At 70.4% G+C, this 18519-nt stretch carries 16 protein-coding genes; 13 read left to right on the top strand and 3 right to left on the bottom strand.

The genetic code is table 11. The features are described 5' to 3' along the window. Positions 1–55: 55 nt before the first annotated feature. The 6 genes from J8J14_RS10545 (at position 56) to infC (ending at position 5463) form a co-directional block, all read left to right on the top strand. Positions 56–487 carry a CBS domain-containing protein gene (locus J8J14_RS10545; protein ID WP_209379460.1) on the top strand — a complete coding sequence of 144 codons (432 nt, stop codon included), beginning with the start codon at positions 56–58 and terminating at the stop codon, positions 485–487. Positions 488–582: 95 nt separating this feature from the next. Beyond that, complete coding sequence (purU, locus tag J8J14_RS10540) at positions 583–1446, top strand: formyltetrahydrofolate deformylase (protein WP_209379459.1); 864 nt, start codon at positions 583–585, stop codon at positions 1444–1446. Between the two features lie 56 nt (positions 1447–1502). Then, entirely contained in the window at positions 1503–2438 is a 936-nt protein-coding gene (locus J8J14_RS10535) for a DNA/RNA non-specific endonuclease (RefSeq protein ID WP_209379458.1), read from the top strand. A 12-nt stretch (positions 2439–2450) separates the two neighbouring features. Continuing rightward, positions 2451–2705, top strand: a complete 255-nt coding sequence (locus J8J14_RS10530) for a hypothetical protein (RefSeq protein ID WP_209379457.1) — start codon at positions 2451–2453, stop codon at positions 2703–2705. A gap of 143 nt (positions 2706–2848) precedes the next feature. Then, positions 2849–4810, top strand: a complete 1962-nt coding sequence (gene thrS, locus J8J14_RS10525; RefSeq protein WP_209379456.1) for a threonine--tRNA ligase — start codon at positions 2849–2851, stop codon at positions 4808–4810. Between the two features lie 128 nt (positions 4811–4938). Then, entirely contained in the window at positions 4939–5463 is a 525-nt protein-coding gene (gene infC / locus J8J14_RS10520) for a translation initiation factor IF-3 (RefSeq protein WP_209379455.1), read from the top strand. 232 nt (positions 5464–5695) lie between these two features. On the opposite strand, the gene J8J14_RS10515 is transcribed toward infC, so the two are convergent. Then, on the bottom strand, positions 5696–7843 hold the full coding sequence (locus tag J8J14_RS10515) for a malate synthase G (protein ID WP_209379454.1): 2148 nt from the start codon (positions 7841–7843) through the stop codon (positions 5696–5698). A 160-nt stretch (positions 7844–8003) separates the two neighbouring features. On the opposite strand from J8J14_RS10515, the gene J8J14_RS10510 reads away from it, so the two are divergent. The 7 genes from J8J14_RS10510 to J8J14_RS10480 all read left to right on the top strand — a co-directional run bounded on the left by J8J14_RS10510 (position 8004) and on the right by J8J14_RS10480 (position 15636). Further along, positions 8004–9611, top strand: coding sequence for a gamma-glutamyltransferase (locus tag J8J14_RS10510; RefSeq protein WP_209379453.1), 1608 nt, complete (start codon positions 8004–8006; stop codon positions 9609–9611). A 110-nt stretch (positions 9612–9721) separates the two neighbouring features. After that, a complete protein-coding gene (locus J8J14_RS10505) occupies positions 9722–10375 on the top strand; it encodes a GOLPH3/VPS74 family protein (protein ID WP_209379452.1) in 654 nt (217 codons plus the stop codon). Positions 10376–10456: 81 nt separating this feature from the next. Next, positions 10457–11854, top strand: coding sequence for an amidase (locus J8J14_RS10500; RefSeq protein ID WP_209379451.1), 1398 nt, complete (start codon positions 10457–10459; stop codon positions 11852–11854). A gap of 44 nt (positions 11855–11898) precedes the next feature. Continuing rightward, complete coding sequence (locus tag J8J14_RS10495) at positions 11899–13086, top strand: M20 family metallopeptidase (protein WP_209379450.1); 1188 nt, start codon at positions 11899–11901, stop codon at positions 13084–13086. Between the two features lie 6 nt (positions 13087–13092). Continuing rightward, positions 13093–13377 carry a hypothetical protein gene (locus tag J8J14_RS10490; RefSeq protein WP_209379449.1) on the top strand — a complete coding sequence of 95 codons (285 nt, stop codon included), beginning with the start codon at positions 13093–13095 and terminating at the stop codon, positions 13375–13377. A gap of 43 nt (positions 13378–13420) precedes the next feature. After that, positions 13421–14617: a diaminopropionate ammonia-lyase gene (locus J8J14_RS10485; protein ID WP_209379448.1), complete on the top strand. Its 1197-nt coding sequence runs from the start codon at positions 13421–13423 to the stop codon at positions 14615–14617. 32 nt (positions 14618–14649) lie between these two features. Beyond that, complete coding sequence (locus tag J8J14_RS10480) at positions 14650–15636, top strand: Bug family tripartite tricarboxylate transporter substrate binding protein (protein WP_209379447.1); 987 nt, start codon at positions 14650–14652, stop codon at positions 15634–15636. A 42-nt stretch (positions 15637–15678) separates the two neighbouring features. On the opposite strand, the gene J8J14_RS10475 is transcribed toward J8J14_RS10480, so the two are convergent. Continuing rightward, the gene (locus J8J14_RS10475; RefSeq protein WP_209379446.1) at positions 15679–17106 is read right to left on the bottom strand and encodes a M20 family metallopeptidase; all 1428 of its coding nucleotides are present in this window, start codon (positions 17104–17106) and stop codon (positions 15679–15681) included. 15 nt (positions 17107–17121) lie between these two features. Further along, entirely contained in the window at positions 17122–18471 is a 1350-nt protein-coding gene (locus tag J8J14_RS10470) for an ABC transporter substrate-binding protein (protein ID WP_209379445.1), read from the bottom strand. Positions 18472–18519: the final 48 nt, after the last annotated feature.

The following is an 18519-nucleotide window of genomic DNA, read 5'->3' as shown; positions in this document are numbered from 1 at the left end:
CCGCGCCCCCTGGCCGGCTGCCACCATCCTGCATGTTATGCCGGTGGAGGCAGCCATGACCGTCGCGTCAATCCTGCGGAGCAAGGGCCGGGAGGTGGTGAACGTGAAGCCCGGCGAGAAGCTGGGGGAGGTGGCCCGGACCCTGGTGCGCCACCGTATCGGCGCCGCCCTGGTCTGCGAGGGGGACGCCCCGCCGGTGGGCATCATCTCCGAACGGGACATCGTCCGCGTCTTCGCCGAGGAGGAGGGGATGACCGAGACCCTGACCGCCGCGGATGCCATGACCCGCATCCTCTATACGGTCACGCCCGAAACCACGATCGAGCAGGCGCTTGAGATGATGACCGATCGCCGCGTCCGCCACCTGCCCGTGCTGGAAGGGGGGAAGCTCCACGGGATCATCTCGATCGGGGATCTGGTGAAGGCCCGGATCGAGGCGGCGGTGGGCGAGGCGGCCGCGCTGCGCGACTACGTGGCGACGGGCTGAGCGCCCGGCCCGGGGGCTGGCCCGAAGCGGCCCTTGGTGGCAAGGGCAGGATGCGCGTGCCGGGTCCCGGCGCGCTGCCATCCCGTGAGTCCTGCATGCCCCGCCCCGAGCACGTCCTTACCCTGTCCTGCCCGAACCGCCCGGGCATCGTGGCCGCCGTGGCCACCACCATCTTCGAGCATGGCGGTAATATCCGTGAGGCCCAGCAATACGACGACGTGGAAACGCGCCGCTTCTTCGCCCGCATCACGCTGGACCACCCGGAGGATGCGCTGGACGTGCCGGCCCTGCGGGCCGGGCTGGACGCGGTGGCCGACCGCTTCTCCATGCAATTCGCCCTGCGCGACCGGGCCGAGCGGCGGAAGGTGATCGTTCTCGTTTCAAAATTCGATCACTGCCTGGCGGACATCCTCTATCGCTGGCGCCTGGGCGAGCTGCCCATGGATCTCGTCGGGATCATCTCCAACCACGGGCGCGAGACTTACCAGCACCTGGATTTCACCGGGGTGCCCTTCCACTACCTGCCGGTCACCAAGCAGACCAAGCTGGAGCAGGAGGCCGAGGTCTGGCGGGTGATCCGCGAGACCGGGGCGGAGCTGGTGATCCTGGCCCGCTACATGCAGGTGCTCTCGGACGGGCTGGCCGCCAAGCTGGCCGGGCGCTGCATCAATATCCATCACTCCTTCCTGCCGGGCTTCAAGGGCGCGCGCCCCTATCACCAGGCCCATGCGCGCGGCGTGAAGCTGATCGGCGCGACCGCCCATTTCGTGACCGCGGACCTGGATGAGGGCCCCATCATCGAGCAGGACGTGGAGCGCTGCAGCCATAACGACACGCCGGACGACCTGGTCCGCCAGGGACGGGACATCGAGCGCCGCGTGCTCTCCCGTGCCCTGCTCTGGCAGCTGGAGGACCGGATCCTGCTCAACGGCGCCCGCACCGTGGTCTTCCGGGACTGAGACGGATGAGGCGGTGGAGGAAGGGCCGGGCGGCCTGTGCGACGGGGTGGGGGCGCGTGGCGGCCGCGGCCGTCGCGCTCGCGGCCGCTTCTCTTGCCCTTCCGCCCGTGCCCGCCGGGGCGCAGGATTCCAACTGCCGGCCCCACCACCCCGGCGGCGTACCCCCGGCCATCACCCGCCCGCAGCTTGCCGCCCAGACGCGCACCCTCTGCTACGAGGCCTTCGCCGTCATTCACAGCGGCATCTCCCGCACGCCCCTCGCGGCCGCGGAGCGCCTGACACGTGCCAGCATCCAGCGCGCCCGCCAGGTCGAGCGCGACGACCGCTTCCACGCCGAGGACGCCCTCCCCGAGGACGAGCGTTCCCGCCTCTCCGACTATGCCCGCTCCGGCTATGACCGAGGCCATATGGCGCCCTCGGGCAACATGCCCACGCCCAGCGCCCAGGCCGAGAGCTTCAGCCTGGCCAACATCGTCCCGCAGAATCCCGGCATGAACCGCTGCCTGTGGGAGGGGGTCGAGAGCACGGTTCGGGAGCTAGCCATGGAGGAGGGCGAGGTCTTCGTCGTCACCGGCCCGGTCTTCGAGGGCGGAAACCTCCTCCGCCTCAATGGCCGCGTCCTCGTTCCAACCTCACTTTACAAGGCGGTGTACCTGCCCCGCCGGGGCCAGGCCGCGGCCTATCTGGCGCCGAACGAGCCCGGCCTCGCCTGGCGCGCCGTCTCGCTGGACGAGCTGCGCGACATTGCCGGGATCGACGTGTTTCCCCAGCTTTCCCCCGCCGTGAAGGCGCGGGCCATGGCCCTGCCCGAGCCGCGCCCGAGCAATGTCCGTGGAAGCTGCGACAACCTGCCCGATGCCGCCCCGGCCCCGCGGCCCCAGCCGCCCGCCGGCCCGGACGACGGGGATGGCGTCAGCACAACCCTCATCCTGGCCGGGATCTTCGCGGCCGTGATGGTCGCCGCGCTGCTGCGCGTCCTCGGCCGGCGCTGACAGGAGGAAACCGTGCCGCTCAAGCCCTTTGCCGAGGAAGCCACGGTCCTGCGGATCGGGGGGATGATGGTCGAGAACCGGCTCGACCGCGTCTCGCTCCATGGCAGCCTCGACCTCACGCGTGACCGTGCCGGCCTTCTCCGCGCCCGCCGCCTTCTTGCCGTGCTCCAGGCGACGGTGGCTGCCCTGGAGGCGGAGGGCGATTCCCTTCCCGAGCAGGTTACAACCGGCGACCGGACGGACGAGGTCCGCAATCCCTTCGCCTGAATCGCGCCCGGGCGGGTGGCGGAATCCGGGCCCGGAGTGGACAGCCGGGGGGCAGACCTGCCCAGGCCGCGCTTGACCTGAGGGGAGGGGGGTGCCATCGCTCCCGGCCCGTTTCCCCTGCACAGGAAGGCCTCAAAGCCCCCATGCCCGCGATCACGCTGCCCGACGGTTCCGTTCGATCCTTCGACGGTCCGGTGACGGGCACTACCGTGGCCGCGTCCATCGGCCCCGGCCTTGCCAAGGCGGCGCTGGCCATGGAGGTGGACGGCGCGCTCAGGGATCTTTCCGTTCCCATCGCGCATGACGCGCGGCTGCGCTTCATCACGCGGAAGGATCCCGAGGCCCTCGGGATGATCCGCCACGACGCCGCCCATGTGCTTGCCGAGGCGGTGCAGGAGCTGTTTCCGGGCACGCAGGTGACAATCGGCCCGGCGATCGAGAACGGCTTCTACTACGACTTCCACCGCAACCAGCCCTTCACGCCCGAGGACTTCCCGGCGATCGAGGCGAAGATGCGGGAGATCATCGCCCGCAACGCCACCTTCGTGCGCGAGGAATGGCCCCGCGACGAGGCGATCCGCCACTTCGAGGAAAAGGGCGAGCGCTTCAAGGCGGAGCTGATTCGCGACCTGCCGGAAAGCGAAACGATCAGCATCTACCGGCAGGGCGACTGGCTCGATCTCTGCCGCGGTCCCCATATGCGCGGCACGGGCGATGTCGGTTCCGCCTTCAAGCTGCAGAAGGTGGCGGGCGCCTATTGGCGTGGCGACCACCGCAACCCCGTTCTCTCCCGCATCTATGCCACCGCGTGGCGGGACCAGAAGGAGCTGGACGCCTATCTCCACCAGCTGGAGGAGGCGGAGAAGCGCGACCACCGCAAGATCGGCCGGGAGATGGACCTCTTCCACCTGCAGGAGGAGGCCACGGGCTCGATCTTCTGGCACCCGAAGGGCTGGCGCCTCTACCGGACGGTGGAGGGCTATATGCGCCGCCGCCTGGACGCCGCGGGCTATGACGAGGTGAAGACGCCGCAGCTGCTGGACCGCAAGCTCTGGGAGGCCTCCGGCCACTGGGAGAAGTTCCGGGAGAGCATGTTCATCGCCACCGTCGAGGACGAGTCCGAGAAGGACCGGGTGCTCGCGCTCAAGCCGATGAACTGCCCCTGCCATGTGCAGATCTTCAACCAGGGCATCCGCAGCTACCGCCAGCTGCCGTGGCGCATGGCGGAGTTCGGTTCCTGCCACCGCTACGAGCCCTCGGGCGCGCTGCACGGCATCATGCGGGTCCGCGCCTTCACCCAGGACGACGCGCACATCTTCTGCACAGAGGACCAGATCGCCCCGGAGACGGTGCGCTTCGTGGCGCTGCTCTCCTCGATCTACCGGGACTTCGGCTTCCAGTCCTTCCGCGTGAAGTTCAGCGACCGCCCCGCCACCCGGGCCGGCACGGACGAGACCTGGGACCGCGCGGAGGGCGCCCTGCGCGAGGCCTGTGCAACGGCCGGCGTGGAGTTCGAGCTGAACCCGGGGGAGGGCGCCTTCTACGGCCCCAAGCTGGAATTCGTCCTCCGCGACGCCATCGGCCGCGACTGGCAGTGCGGCACGCTGCAGGTGGATTTCGTCCTGCCGGAGCGGCTGGATGCCGAATATGTCGGCGAGGACGGCGCCAAGCACCGCCCGGTGATGCTGCATCGCGCCATCCTCGGCAGCTTCGAGCGCTTCCTTGGCATACTGATCGAGGAGCATGCCGGGCGCTTCCCGCTCTGGCTGGCTCCCACCCAGGTCGTGGTCGCCAGCATCGTGGACGACGCCGCCCCCTATGCAGAGGAGGTGGCCGAGGCCATGCGTGCGGCAGGGCTTGCGGTTTCGGTCGATATCCGGAACGAGAAGATCAACCGCAAAGTCGCCGAGCATATCGAGGCCCGCGTGCCCGTCCTGGCCGTGGTTGGCCGGCGTGAGGCCGAGGAGCGCAACCTCGTGCTCCGCCGGCTGCCGGGCCGCGAGCAGGAAACCCTGCCCCTGGCCGAAGCCGTCGCCCGCCTGGTGGCTGAGGCGGCGGCGCCCGACCAGCAGGGCAGCTTCGCCACCACCGATGTGGCGGCGTGACCATGACGAAAGCGGGTTTTCACTGAATCCCGCTTGACCTGAGCGCGTGGCGGTTGCAGACGCGGCCGCCCCGCACCATAACTGCATCGCTACCACCACGATAGGAGACTACCCTGGCCCGAGGCCCAATGCCCAATACGCTCCCGACCCGCGACGGACCGCGGGTGAACGAGGAGATTCGCGCGCCCCAGGTCCGGCTGATCGACCAGGACGGCGAGATGATCGGCGTGATGAGCGCGCGTGAGGCCCTGGCCCGCGCCTACGACGTCGGCATGGATCTTCTGGAGATCAGCCCGAACGCCGAGCCGCCGGTGTGCAAGATCACCGACTTCGGCAAGTTCAAGTATGAGCAGCAGAAGAAGGCCAACGAGGCGCGCAAGCGACAGAAGGTGGTCGAGATCAAGGAAATCAAGGTCCGTCCGAATATCGACGACCATGACTACGAAGTGAAGATGAGGCAGATGAAGAGCTTCATCGAGGAAGGCGACAAGGTGAAGGTCACCCTGCGCTTCCGCGGCCGCGAGATGGCCCACCAGGATCTCGGCGCCAAGGTTCTGGAGCGCATCCGGAACGAAATGGCTGAGACCGTGAAGGTCGAGTCCATGCCGCGCCTTGAGAACCGGCAGATGATCATGGTGCTGGCGCCGAAATAGGCGCTGGCCCTATCGGGTCCGCAAGGCCGGTCGCCCCCCTGGGGCGGCCGGCTTTTTGTTGTGGCTCTCGCCACGGGCAAGGAAGTCCCGGTGCGGGGCTGCCTACCCCGGTCCCTTTCGCGGGGAGGGCCTGCGGTTCAGCGCAGGCCATCCCCGCTCCGCACTCAGATCCGGTTCCCGGCCGGCCCGCTTCCCCCGTATGAGATCGCGGTCCGGACGACCGGATGCGCGATCAGCTTCCCTTGGCTTCCCGCCGCCGGCGATGCAGCACGAACTCCGTGTAGCCGTTGGGCTGCGCCGCGCCCTCGAACACCAGGTCGCAGGCCGCCTTGAAGGCCACGCCGCCGAAATCCGGCGCCATGGGCGTGTAGGCCGGGTCGCCCGCATTCTGCTTGTCCACCACGGCGGCCATGCGGCGCATGGTTTCCTCCACCTTCGCCCGGTCCACGATGCCGTGGCGGAGCCAGTTGGCGATATGCTGGGCGGAGATGCGCAGCGTCGCGCGGTCCTCCATCAGCCCGACATCATGGATGTCCGGCACCTTGGAGCAGCCCACGCCCTGGTCGATCCAGCGCACCACATAGCCGAGGATGCCCTGGGCGTTGTTGTCCAGCTCGGACTGGATGTCCTCGGGCGAGAAATTCGTGTTCTCGGCCAGGGGGATGGTCAGCAGGTCGGAAAGCCGGGCGCGTGCGCCGCCCCCGGCGATCTCGGCCTGGCGCGCCGCGACATCCACCTGATGGTAGTGCAGCGCATGCAGCGTGGCGCCGGTGGGGGAGGGAACCCAGGCCGTGCTGGCGCCTGCCCTGGGATGGCCGACCTTCTGCTCCAGCATCGCCGCCATGGCATCGGGCGCGGCCCACATGCCCTTGCCGATCTGCGCATGGCCGAGCAGCCCGCAGGCCAGGCCGACATCGACATTGTTGTCCTCATAGGCGCTGATCCAGGCCGCCTTGCGCATGTCGTTCTTCCGCACGACGGCGCCCGCCTCCATGGAGGTGTGGATCTCGTCTCCGGTGCGGTCGAGGAAGCCCGTGTTGATGAAGAACACGCGGGACTTCGCCGCCTCGATGCAGCGGGCGAGGTTGACGCTGGTGCGCCGCTCCTCGTCCATGATGCCCATCTTCAGCGTGTTGCGCGGCAGCCCCAGCGCGTCCTCCACCTCGCCGAAGAGGGAGACGGCCCACTGCACCTCGGCCGGGCCATGCATCTTGGGCTTGACGATATAGACGCTGCCCGCGCGGCTGTTCAGCCGCTTGCCGCGCAGGTCATGCAGCGCGACGAGGGAGGTGACATAGGCGTCCAGGATGGTCTCGGGCGTCTCGGCGCCGTCTAGCGTGACAGCATCCGTCATCATGTGGTGGCCGACATTGCGCACCAGCATCAGCGAGCGCCCGCGCAGCACGAGTTCGCCACCATCGGGTGCCTTGAAGCGCCGGTCCGGGTTCATCCGGCGCTCCATCACCTGCCCGCCCTTCTCAAAGCTGGCGGAGAGGTCGCCGCGCATCAGCCCGAGCCAGTTGCGATACACGCCGACCTTGTCCTCGGCATCCACCGCCGCGACGGAGTCCTCGGCATCCATGATGGTGGAGAGCGCAGCCTCCAGCACCAGATCCGCAACCCCCGCCTGGTCCGTGCTGCCGATCGAGTGGCTGCGGTCGATGACGATCTCCAGATGGATGCCGTTCTTGGCGAGCAATATGGCGGTGGGCTCGGCCTCGCTGCCATTGTAGCCGCGGAACTGCGCGGGATCCTTCAGCCCGGTGGAGCGGCCGCCGGCGGTCATCACGCGAAGGGCACCACCCTCCACGCGATAGGCAGTCGCCTCGGCATGGCTGCCGGACTCCAGCGGGGCGGCGCCGTCCAGCACGGCGCGGGCGCGCTCGATCACGGCGGCGCCGCGCCTGGGATCATAGCCCCGGGTCTTCGGGCCCTCCTGCGGGATGGCATCGGTGCCGTAGAGGGCGTCGTAGAGGCTGCCCCAGCGCGCATTGGCGGCGTTCAGCGCGTAGCGGGCGTTGTTGACCGGCACCACGAGCTGCGGGCCGGCGAGGCGCGCGATCTCGTCATCCACATTCGCCGTCTCCACCTGGAAGGGCGCCGGCGGGTCCAGAAGGTAGCCGATCTCGCGCAAGAAGGCCTCGTAGGCGGCGCGGTCCACCGGGCGCGCGGGGTTGGCGCGGTGCCAGGCATCGATCTTCGCCTGCAGCGCGTCGCGCTCGGCCAGCAGGGCGGCGTTCTTCGGGCCCAGCCCGCGCAGGGTCTTCTCCATCGCGGTCCAGAAGGCCGGGGCCTCGACGCCCGTGCCGGGGATCGCTTCCTCCTCGATGAAGCGCCGGAGGACCGGGGCAACCTCCAATCCCTGCGTCGTACCGGCCATGGGCGTCTTCCTCCTGAGAACTCAGCGGCGGCCAGATAAGCCGGGCGCAGGCCCCGGGCCAAGGGGGCGGGCCAAGGGGGCAAACCACGGCGCCCGCGGGACCTTGCCGAAGTGCCCCCGCGGCGCGAGGCTCCCGGCGGCAGTCAAACCAGGTGTCCCGATGTCCGAACTCACCGCCTATGCCCCGCCGCCCCATGCCAGCCAGCACTGGGTGCTAACGAAGCCGGCCGCGTCTGGCCGGGGTGGTGTGGTGGCCTCCCAGTCCCGCGCCGCGGCCGAGGCGGGAGTCGCGGTGCTGGAGGCGGGCGGGAACGCGGCGGATGCGGCGGTCGCCGCCGCCTTCGCCCTGGCCACGGCCGAGCCTTGGAACAGCGGGCTGGGCGGCATCGGCTTCGCCCTGGTCCACCGGCCCGGATCGGCGCCCCAGGTGGTGGATTTCGGCCCGGTCGCGTCCGCGGGGGTGGACCCCTCCGCCTATCCCCTGACCGGCAAATGGAAGCAGGACCTTTTCGCCTGGCCGGAGGTGGTGGGCGACGTGAACATCCACGGCCCGCTCTCCTTCGTGATTCCCTCCGCCGTCGCGGGCTACGACCTGCTGCGGGAGCGCTTCGGCACCGGCCTGGGGCTGGACGCGCTGCTGGGGCCTGCCATCGCGCTCGCCCGGCGCGGATTGGCCCAGGACTGGTTCACCACGCTGAAGGTATCGGCCTCGGCCAAGGTGCTGCGCCTCTATGAGGAGAGCGCGCGGATCTACCTGCCCGATGGCCTGCCGCCCAACCCGCCCTACCAGGGCAAGCCGGGCTACCTGCCCCAGGGACGCCTCGCCGAGACGCTGGAGCGGCTGCGCCAGCACGGGCTGCGGGATTTCTACGAGGGCGGGCTGGCCGGTGATCTCGTTGCCGATATCCAGGCGATGGGCGGCGTGATCAGCGCGGCGGATCTGTCGGGCTGCCATGCCTCGGTGCGGGAGGCCATGCCCATTGCCTGGCGCGGCACCCACACCATCCACACGGCGGGCGGGCTGACGGCCGCCCCGACCATGGCGGCGGTGGTGGCCGCGATGGACGGCGTCTCCGTCGGTGGCGGGGCTGGCGCGGGCTGGTACCGCGGCCTCGCCGCTGCGATGCGCCGGGCCTATGCCGACCGCCTGGCGGGGCTCGGAGCCGAAACCGGCGCCAAGGAAGCCGCGGAAACCTGCACCACGCATCTGACGGTCTGCGACAAGGACGGGATGATGGTTTCGGTCACCACCACGCTGCTTTCCTCCATGGGCAGCCGCGTGGTGCTGCCCCGCACGGGCGTGCTGATGAACAACGGGATGATGTGGTTCGACCCGCAGCCCGGCAGCGCCAACGCCATCCGCCCCGGTGCCCGCCCCCTGTGCAACATGAGCCCCGTCGTGGTGACGCGGGTGGGGGAGGAGACGCGCCCGATCCTGGCCGGCGGTGCCTCGGGCGGGCGGCGCATCCTGGCCAGCGTGTGCCAGATGCTCGCCTTCCAGCTGGATTTCGGCATGGGCCCCGAAGAGGCGGCGCATATGCCCCGCATCGATGTTTCCGGCCCCGATTCCGTGACTGCCGACCGGCGCCTGGGGCCGGATGTGCTGGACGGGCTGGCGGAGGATGGCGAACTGGAGGTGGTGGAGCACGCCGTGCTCCCCGTGAACTTCGCCTGCCCCAACTTCATCGCGCGGGACGGGGAGGGTGTGGCGACCGGCATCACCGATGTGATGTCGCCCTGGTCGGCGGCCCTGGCGGCGAGGGCCTGAACCGGGGACCGTCAGGGGCCGCGGCATTCGCGGCCGAGTGAGCGGCGGTGCACAGGGGGTAGGTATTGCTGCCGCCTGAAGGCCCCTCCTTCCCGGGGGCGCGGGGCGCTATGCTCCCGCCCATCATGAGCATCGCCCTGACCATGCCCGAGGAGGTCGTCCTCCTCACCCTGGATGACGAGACGGGCCGCCCGCTTGGCGTGCCCGACCAAGCCGTCTCCCTGGCCCTGGTCGGGGCGGTGCTGATGGAGCTCGCCCTTGCGGGGCGGCTGGACAGCGATATCGACCGGCTTTTCGTCGAGAATTCGGCCCCGACCGGCGATCCCGTGCTGGACGGCATCCTGGCCCGTGTCTCCGCCGGCCCTGAGGGCCAGGACAGCCGGTGGTGGATGGGCCATCTCGCCCCCCAGGGCGCCTCGCTTCGCCAAGCCCTGTTGGACCGGCTGGTGCAGCGCGGGGTCCTGCGCCTGGACAAGGGGCGCCGCCTGCTGCTGCTGCCGGACCGGCGCTACCCGAAGGCCGATGGCAGTGCGATGAACGCCACCCGCGCCCGGCTGCGGGCGGTTCTGCTCGAAGGCGAGATCCCGGAGGCGCGGGACACCCTGATGGCGGGGCTTTGCAGCGCGACGGGGCTGCTCCCCGTGATCCTTTCCGAAACCGAGGCCGAGGCGGCCGCGCCGCGCCTGGCCGCCGTGGCGGGGCTGGAGGAGATGAGCCGGTCACTGGTTGCCGAAACCCGGGACCGGCTGGCGGCGGGGCATTAGGAGCCGGGGTTCCTTCGCCGGCCCGCTGGGTCCATCCTGGCGCCCCAAGATCGCCACTGCCCCTCCCATTCCAGGTTCCAGATGCCCGCCATTGATCCCGCGCTGATGAACGCGGAAACGCTGCTCGCCCTTTATTCCCGCCGTGCCCTGAGCCCCGTGGAGGCCTTGAAGGCGGTGATGGAGCGGGTGGCGCGCCATAACCCGGCGGTGAACGCCTTTGCGGTGATGAACCCCCACGCCCTACGCCAAGCCGGGGAGAGCGAGGCGCGCTGGATGGCCGGGCGCCCCCTGGGCCCGCTGGACGGCGTGCCCTGCACGGTGAAGGACCTGCTGCACATGGCCGGCTTCCCCACGCGCCGGGGCAGCCGCACCACCGACCCGCGCCCGCAAGGCGAGGACGCGCCCGCCGTGCTCGGGCTGAAGGCGGCCGGTGCCGTCATCATCGGCAAGACCACCACCACGGAGTTCGGCTGGAAGACGCCGGGCGACTGCCCGCTGCACGGCATTACCCGCAACCCCTGGGATTTCCAGCGCACCACCGGTGGGTCCTCCTCCGGCGCCGGGGCGGCGGCGGCGGCAGCCTTCGGGGCCTTGCATATCGGAACGGATGCGGGCGGCTCCATCCGCATCCCCGCCGCCTATTGCGGCATCGTCGGCTACAAGCCGAGCTATGGGCGCGTGCCGCAATGGCCGCATGGCGCCTTTTCCGCCGTGGCCTGCGCCGGGCCGATGACCCGCACGGTGCGGGATGCCGCGCTGATGATGAACGCTATCGCCCGGGCCGATGCGCGCGACCCGCTCTGCTTGCCCGATGACCCGCGCGAGTGGCGGATGGGTATCGAGGAAGGTGTGCGCGGCATGCGCGTCGCGCTCGTGCGCCGCTGGGGCTATGAGCCGCCGCTGGACGCCGATGGCGAGGCCGCGCTGCAGCGCGCCGCCGACACGCTGCGCGCCGAGGGCGCGCTGGTGGAGGAGACCGATCCCGAACTGCCCGATACGCGCCAGATCTTCGGGCGGGTCTGGGGCGTGGCCCTGGCCAAGCTGGTGGCCGCCACGCCGGAGGAGAAGCGCTCCGACCTCGATGATGGCCTGGCCGATGTGGCGCGGCGCGAGGGCGGGCTCTCGGCCATCGACTTCCTGGCCGCCGATGCGATGCGGGTGGAGGCGGCGCACCGGATGGGCCTTTTCCACCTGCGCTACGACCTCATTCTCACCGCCGCGACGCCTACGGCGGCCTTCGCAGCGGACCAACCCACCATCCGGCCCACCGAGGCGCTGTGGCGGGACTGGGCGCCCTGGACCTTCACGCAGAACCTGACGCGCCAGCCGGCCATCGCGCTGGCCGCCGGGTTGGACGCCGAGGGCATGCCGCGCGCCGTGCAGATCGTGGCGGCGCAGGGCCGGGACGATCTCTGCCTTCGCGGCGCCCGGGCGCTTGAGCGCGCGCTGGCCATGCCGGAAGCCAACCCGATGGCGTGAGGGCCGCCGCCCTGCGCCCTGTCATCCCTCCTGGAGTGACCCGAATGAGTGCCGATACAGAGAGCCGCGTCCTGGAATGGCTGGCCGGCAGGCAGGGCGAGATGCTCGCCACGCTGGAAGCCATGGTGAACACCGATGGCGGTTCCTATGACAAGGCGGGCGTGGATGCCGTGGGCGAGCAGGTCCGCGCCTTTTTCAGTGCGCGCGGCATCCCCGTGGAGACGGTGACGGGCGAGCGCTTCGGCGACTGCCTGCGTGCGACGCTTGCGGCCGAGGGCGACGCGGCCGCCCAGGGCAACGCCCAGCGCAACATCGTGCTGATGGGCCACCGGGACACGGTTTTCCCCAAGGGCGAGCCGGAGCGGCGGCCCTTCCGCGTGGAGGACGGCATCGCCTATGGCCCGGGCGTGGCCGACATGAAGGCGGGGTTGGTGATGAACATGTTCGTCATCGCCGCCTTCAAGGAGATGGGCGGGGCGCCCGGCCCGCTGGTCGGGCTTTTCACCGGCGATGAGGAGATCGGCTCCCCCGAGGGCCGCCCGGTGATCGAGGATGAGGCGCGCCGCGCCCGCGTGGTGTTCAACTCCGAGCCCGGGCGCCCCGGCGGCGGCGTGGTGACGGGCCGCAAGGGCGGCGTCTTCATGGTGATGGATATCGAAGGGCGCGCCGCGCATTCGGGCGGCAATTTCGAAGCGGGGATCAGCGCGATCGGCGAGCTGGCGCAGAAGGTGACCGCCATCCATGCGCTGACGGATCTCAAGCGCGGCATCACGCTGAATGTCGGGCTGGTCAGCGGCGGGCAGAGCGTGAACACGGTGGCGCCCTCCGCACAGATGCAGATCGACCTGCGCTATGTGGAGCCGGCGGACCGGGAGGAGGTCATGGGCAAGATCCACGACATCGTGGCGAAGTCCTTCGTGCCCGGCACGAAGGCGGTGCTCACCATTCGCGGTGAGTTCCTGCCCCTGACCCAGACCCCTGCCGCCGCGCGCATGTTCGAGATGTATCGTGGCGCCGCGTCCGAGAGCGGGCTGCAGATCAAGGGGGAGTTTTCCGGCGGATGCGCCGATAGCGGCTTCACCGCCGCGGTGGGCGCGCCCACCCTCTGCGCCGTCGGCCCGGTGGGCGGCAAGGCCCATAGCCCGGAGGAGTATCTGGAGGTGGCCAGCCTCGTTCCCCGCGCCCAGGCCCTGGCACGCGCCATCCTGCGCCTGGACCGGGCGGGGCTCTAGCCGCCGGTGGCCGGCAAGGGGCGCCTCCTCGTCCTGCCGCTGCTGCTTTTCGCGGCGGCGGGCGAGGCCCCGGCCCCGGCCTGCGCCGCGCCCCTGGTGCAGATGCGGCCGGAGCCGCCCAAGCGGAGCTGCTATGGCGGGCGGGAGACGGTGGCGTTCGGCCGGATGCTGCTGGACTACGGCATGGACACACTGCGCTACGGCGTCGGGATCGTGCTGGTGTTCCTGGGGCTGGTGGTGATCGCCCTGGGCTACCTGCTGATGTTGATCGACCTGCTGCTCTGCTGGTGAGGGGAGGTTGCCCGGTGGCGCGCGGCGTGACCTTCTTCGCGGCATGACGGACCATCCCTTCCGCCTCTTCATCAATCCCCGCCATGGCGTGCCCGGCGTCGTCGTCCTGCCCGAGGGCGGGTGGCGGCGCGCGAGGGCTGCCATCACCGCCTGGCCGGGCTACGTGCCGACCCCCTTGGTTACGTTGCCCGAGCTCGTGGCGCCGCTCGGCCTGGGCGCGGTGTTCTACAAGCAGGAAGCCTCGCGCTTCGGCCTTGGCTCCTTCAAGGCCCTGGGCGGTGCCCATGCTGTGGCGGGCGTGATCGCGCGGGAGCTGGCCCGGATGGGCGTGGCCAATGCCGCCACGGTCGCGGACCTCGAATCCGGGCGCTTCGCCGACGTCACCGCGGCTGTCACCATCACATGCGCCACCGACGGCAATCATGGCCGCAGCGTCGCCTGGGGAGCCCGGCGCTTCGGGGCACGCTGCGTCATCTTCGTCCATCCCGGCGTCAGCCAGGGGCGGCGGGACGCGATCGCCGCCTATGGCGCGGAGGTGCGGGAGGTGCCCGGCACCTATGACGATTCCGTCCGTGCTTCCGAGGAAGCCGCGCGCGCAGGTGGCTGGCACCTCGTCTCCGACACCTCCTGGCCCGGCTATACCGAGACGCCGCGCGAGGTGATGCAGGGCTACCGGCTGATGGCGGAGGAGGCGCTGGATGCCATGCCCGCGCCACCCAGCCATGTCTTCATCCAGGGCGGGGTAGGGGGCGTGGCCGCCGCTGTTTCCGTGGCGCTGCGGGCCCGGTACGGGCAGGCAGCGAAGCTGGTGGTGGTCGAACCGGAGCGTGCCGCCTGCCTCCTGGCCAGTGCCGAGGCCGGGGAGGCCCGCACGGTTCCGGGAGAGCTGGACACGATCATGGCGGGCCTGGCCTGCGGCGAGCCCAGCCTGCTGGCCTGGCAGGAACTGGAGCGCGCCGCCTTCGCCTTCATGGCGATCCCCGATTCGGCCGCCATTGCCGCCATGCGCCTGCTGGCGCGGCGCGACCCGCCGCTGGAGGCCGGGGAGAGCGGCGTGGCCGGGCTGGCCGGGCTTGCCCTTGTGGCACAGGACCCGCAGGCCCGCGCCGCGCTGGGGCTGTCCGCCGGCAGCCAGGTGCTTCTTTTCGGCACGGAGGGTGCAACGGACCGAGACGTTTATGAGAGCCTCGTGACCCGTCCAGGCGTTGACACCACCCCCCTGGCGCCCCTTTTGGGGTGACGAAACTTCCATACGCCAGGGAACTGCCTTTCATGATCCAGCGTCGTCATCTCATCGCCGGGGCCGCCGGCCTTGCCGCCGCGCCTCTCGCCGCACCCGCCGTCCGCGCCCAGGGAAGCTGGCCCAACGCGCCCGTGCGGCTGGTCGTGCCCTTCGCCGCGGGTGGCCCCACCGACGTGCCGGCCCGTCTCATCGCCGATGAGCTGTCCAAGATGCTCCCGCAGCGGGTGATCGTGGAAAACCGGACCGGCGCGGGCGTGGTCGTCGGCTCGGACATGGTGGCCAAGGCGTCCAAGGACGGGCAAACGCTGCTCTACACCACCATCGCCCATGCGGCGCTGCGTGCGATCTTCCCGCGCCTGCCCTTCGACCCGCTGGCGGATTTCACCCCGGTCGCCCTTACCGGTGTCATCCCGATGCTGATGATGGTGAACAAGGACCTGCCGGTGAATTCCCTGCCGGAGCTGATCGAGCTCCTCAGGAAGAACCCGGGCAAGTATGACTACGCCTCCACCGGGAACGGCGCCGCGCTGCACCTGGCCACGGAGCTCTTCCTGCGCCAGGCCGGCGGCCTCAAGGTGGCGCATGTGCCCTATCGCGGCTCGGCCGCCGCCATGCCCGACCTGCTGAACGGCACGGTCGCCATGATGCTGGACGTCGCCAATTCCGCGCTGCCCTTCGTGCAGCGCGGCGAGGTGAAGGGGCTGGCGATCTCGGGCGGCAAGCGCATCCCGCAGGTGCCGGACATCCCCACCTTCAACGAGGCGGGCGTGCCGGGCTACGAGGCCTATACCTGGCACATGGTCTTCGCCCCCGCGGGCACGCCGGAAGCCACGGTCAGCACGATCAACCAGGCCTTCAACAAGGTCATGGCCATGGAAAGCGTGCAGCAGCGCCTCTCCGCGCTGACGATGGAGACCCGGTCCGACACGACGCCGGCCACGGCCAAGAAGTGGCTGGACGACGAGATCGCGAAGTGGGAGCCGATCATCCAGTCCGCCGGCATCAAGGCGGACTGAGAGCGCCGGGGCGGGAGGCAAGGCCTCCCGCCCCGATCCGTTTCACACGCCCTGGCCCATCGCCTTGATCGGCGGCGCCAGATCCTTCGGCAGCGGGGACTCATAAGGCTTCCCGCCCGTCCTCTCCTTGAACTCCGCCTTGGCACGCTCGATCAGTGCGGGATCGCGGATGGCGTCCACGGCCGTGCCCGCCATCACCTTCGCCACATGGACCATGCCCTTATGGGCGTGGGGCGCCTTGCCCTGCGCGGTGAGCTGCCAGGAATGGAAGGGCGTGCCGATGGCGCAGGTGGCGCCACGCGCCTGTACCGTGGGCACGGCCCAGGAGACATCGCCCACATCGGTGGAGCCGACGCCACCCTCGCCCCGGTTCTCCAGCGGCACGATGATGTCGCAGAGCGACTTGCCCGGCTCCACCTTCAGCCCGTGGCGACGATGCGCGGCGGCGATATCCGCTTCGGTCAGCGTGCCCTGGATCTCGGCGGCGTACTTCCGGTCCTCGTCATCCCACTGAGGCGGGCCGAGGCGAAGGAAGTTGTCATACATCGCCTTCTCCAGCGGCGTATTGCCGAGGAGGTTGGAAACGGCGCTGACCACCGCGGTCTCAACCCGCGTCTCGGTCATCAGCGCGGCGCCCTCGGCGATCTTCTTCACGCGGCCCACCAGCATGTTCAGCTCGGGCAGGTCGCGCGCGCGGATGAGGTAGCGGACCTTCGCGCGGGACTGCACGACATTCGGCGCGATGCCGCCGCCATCCAGCATGGCGTAGTGGATGCGCGCATGGTCCGGCATGTGCTCGCGCATGTAGTTCACGCCGACATTCATCAGCTCCACGGCATCCAGCGCGGAACGGCCCAGCTCCGGCGCGGCGGCGGCATGGGAGGAGCGGCCGTGGAAGGTGAAGTCGATGCGGGTATTGGCGAGGGAGACGGCCTCGTTCACGCCGGAGAAAGAGGCGGGGTGCCAGGAAATGGCGATGTCCACGTCGTCGAACACGCCGTCCCGCGCCATGAAGCCCTTGGCGGCGCCGCCTTCCTCCGCGGGGCAGCCATAATAGCGCACGCGGCCCGGGATGTTGTTCTCCTTCAGCCAGTCCTTCACCGCCGCGGCGGCGAGAAGGGAGGCGGCGCCGAGCAGGTTGTGGCCGCAGCCATGGCCGTGGCCGCCTGCCTCGACCTCCTGCTTCTCAGCAATGCCGGCGACCTGCGACAGGCCGGGCAGCGCGTCATACTCGCCCAGGATGGCGATGACCGGGCCACCTTCGCCCCATTCGCCCATCACCGCCGTCGGGATATCGGCCAGGTTGCGGGTGATGCGGGCGCCTTCCTTCTCGAGCATCGCGATGTGCTCGGCAACGGAGCGCTGCTCGGTATAGGCGATCTCGGGCATTTCCCAGACCCGGTCGGAGAAGGTGGCGTAATCCTCCTTCCGCTCATCCACGGCGCGCCAGACGCGTTCGTCGTTCCGCATGGTTCTTTCCTCTCCTCAGTCGTTCCCGAGGCGGGAGCGCGGCGGTGCCACGGCGGCTGCCTCAGGATGGATGGTCACGAGGCGCCCGTCCTGCCACTGGGCAAGCCAGGGGCGGGCGCGCATGTTCTGGCCACGCTCGTCGAAGGCGGCGCCCCACCCCGTGGGGCTGTCGCCCTCGGGCAGGGTGGTGGCCAGCACGGCGGCGCGCAGCCGGTCCTTCTCCGTGCCGCCGGCGCGCTGGATGGCATCGAAGGCGATGCGGGCGCCAAAATGATTGGCCAGCGAATGGCCGGAGCGCGGGTCGGAGCCGTAGCGGCGCTTATAGGCTTCCGCGAAGGCGGCGTTCCCCGGTGCCAGCCGCTCGGCAATGGCATATTGCGTGAAATCGACGTTCATCACCCCGTCCATCGCGCGGCCGAGGGTGCGGGCTGTGTCGGTGAGGCTGTAGCCGGCGCCGGAGCCCATGATCATGCGCGGGCGCCACCCGGCCTCGCGCAGGGTGCGGAAGAGCAGGACGACGTCGTTCTGCCCGGCCGTGTGCAGCAGCACATCGGCCGAGGCCTCCCGCAGGCGCTGGACGGCCGGGCCGAGATCGGCCGTGCGGGTCGGGTAGGCCACGCCCTCCACCAGCTGGATATTGGCTTCCCGCAGCCGCGCCGCCTGGAACTCGGCGACGGATGTGCCGTAGAGCCCGTCCTCGTGCAGGATGGCCACGCGCAGGGTGGCACGTGGGATGCCGAGCAAGCCGGGCAGGATTTCGGCCACGGCCTCGGCCGAGACACGGGCGAAGTCGCTGGCGCGGGGACAGGTGCGGTACAGGTTGCGGAAGCCGCGCTCGGTGATGCTGTCCGCGATCGCGCCGAGCTCGAAGAAGGGGATGCCCTGCGCCTCGCTCACCTGCGTGGCCGCGAAGGACAGGGTGGAACCATAGGTGCCGAACAGGACGGAGACGCGTTCCTGCCCCATCAGGCGGCGGGCCTCGTTCACCGCGGCCGCCTGGTCATTGGCATCGGCGCGGATCAGGCGGATGGGCCGGCCGAGAAGACCCCCGGCGGCGTTCCGCTCCTCCACCGCCATCTCCAGGCCCCGGTAGGATTCGTCCCCGAGCAGGGCGAGGGCGCCGGAAAGCGGGTAGAGCGCGCCGAAGCGCCATTCCGCCGCGGCCGCGGGCGCGACCGAGCTCTGCGCCGCGGCGGCGCGCGGGGAAAGATTGCCGGCGATGAGTGGTGCGATCGCGGCGAGGAGGCTGCGGCGCGGCGCGGCCGGGCGCATGATGCCTGTCTTCCTCTCGCGCTCCATGGGATGCCCGATCGTCGCGCCTGGGGCGCCGGCGCGCAAGGCCGCGCGGGCAACAGATCGTCTCATGTTCCATTCGGGGCGGGCCAGGCCGGGACGGGCCAGCTTGACGGGGGA

The sequence above is a fragment of the Pararoseomonas baculiformis genome, from assembly GCF_017813395.1.
GTDB classification, from domain to species: domain Bacteria; phylum Pseudomonadota; class Alphaproteobacteria; order Acetobacterales; family Acetobacteraceae; genus Roseomonas; species Roseomonas baculiformis.
The sequence above is the reverse complement of the archived record's forward strand: the minus strand, read 5'-3'. Positions and strand labels throughout refer to the sequence as shown.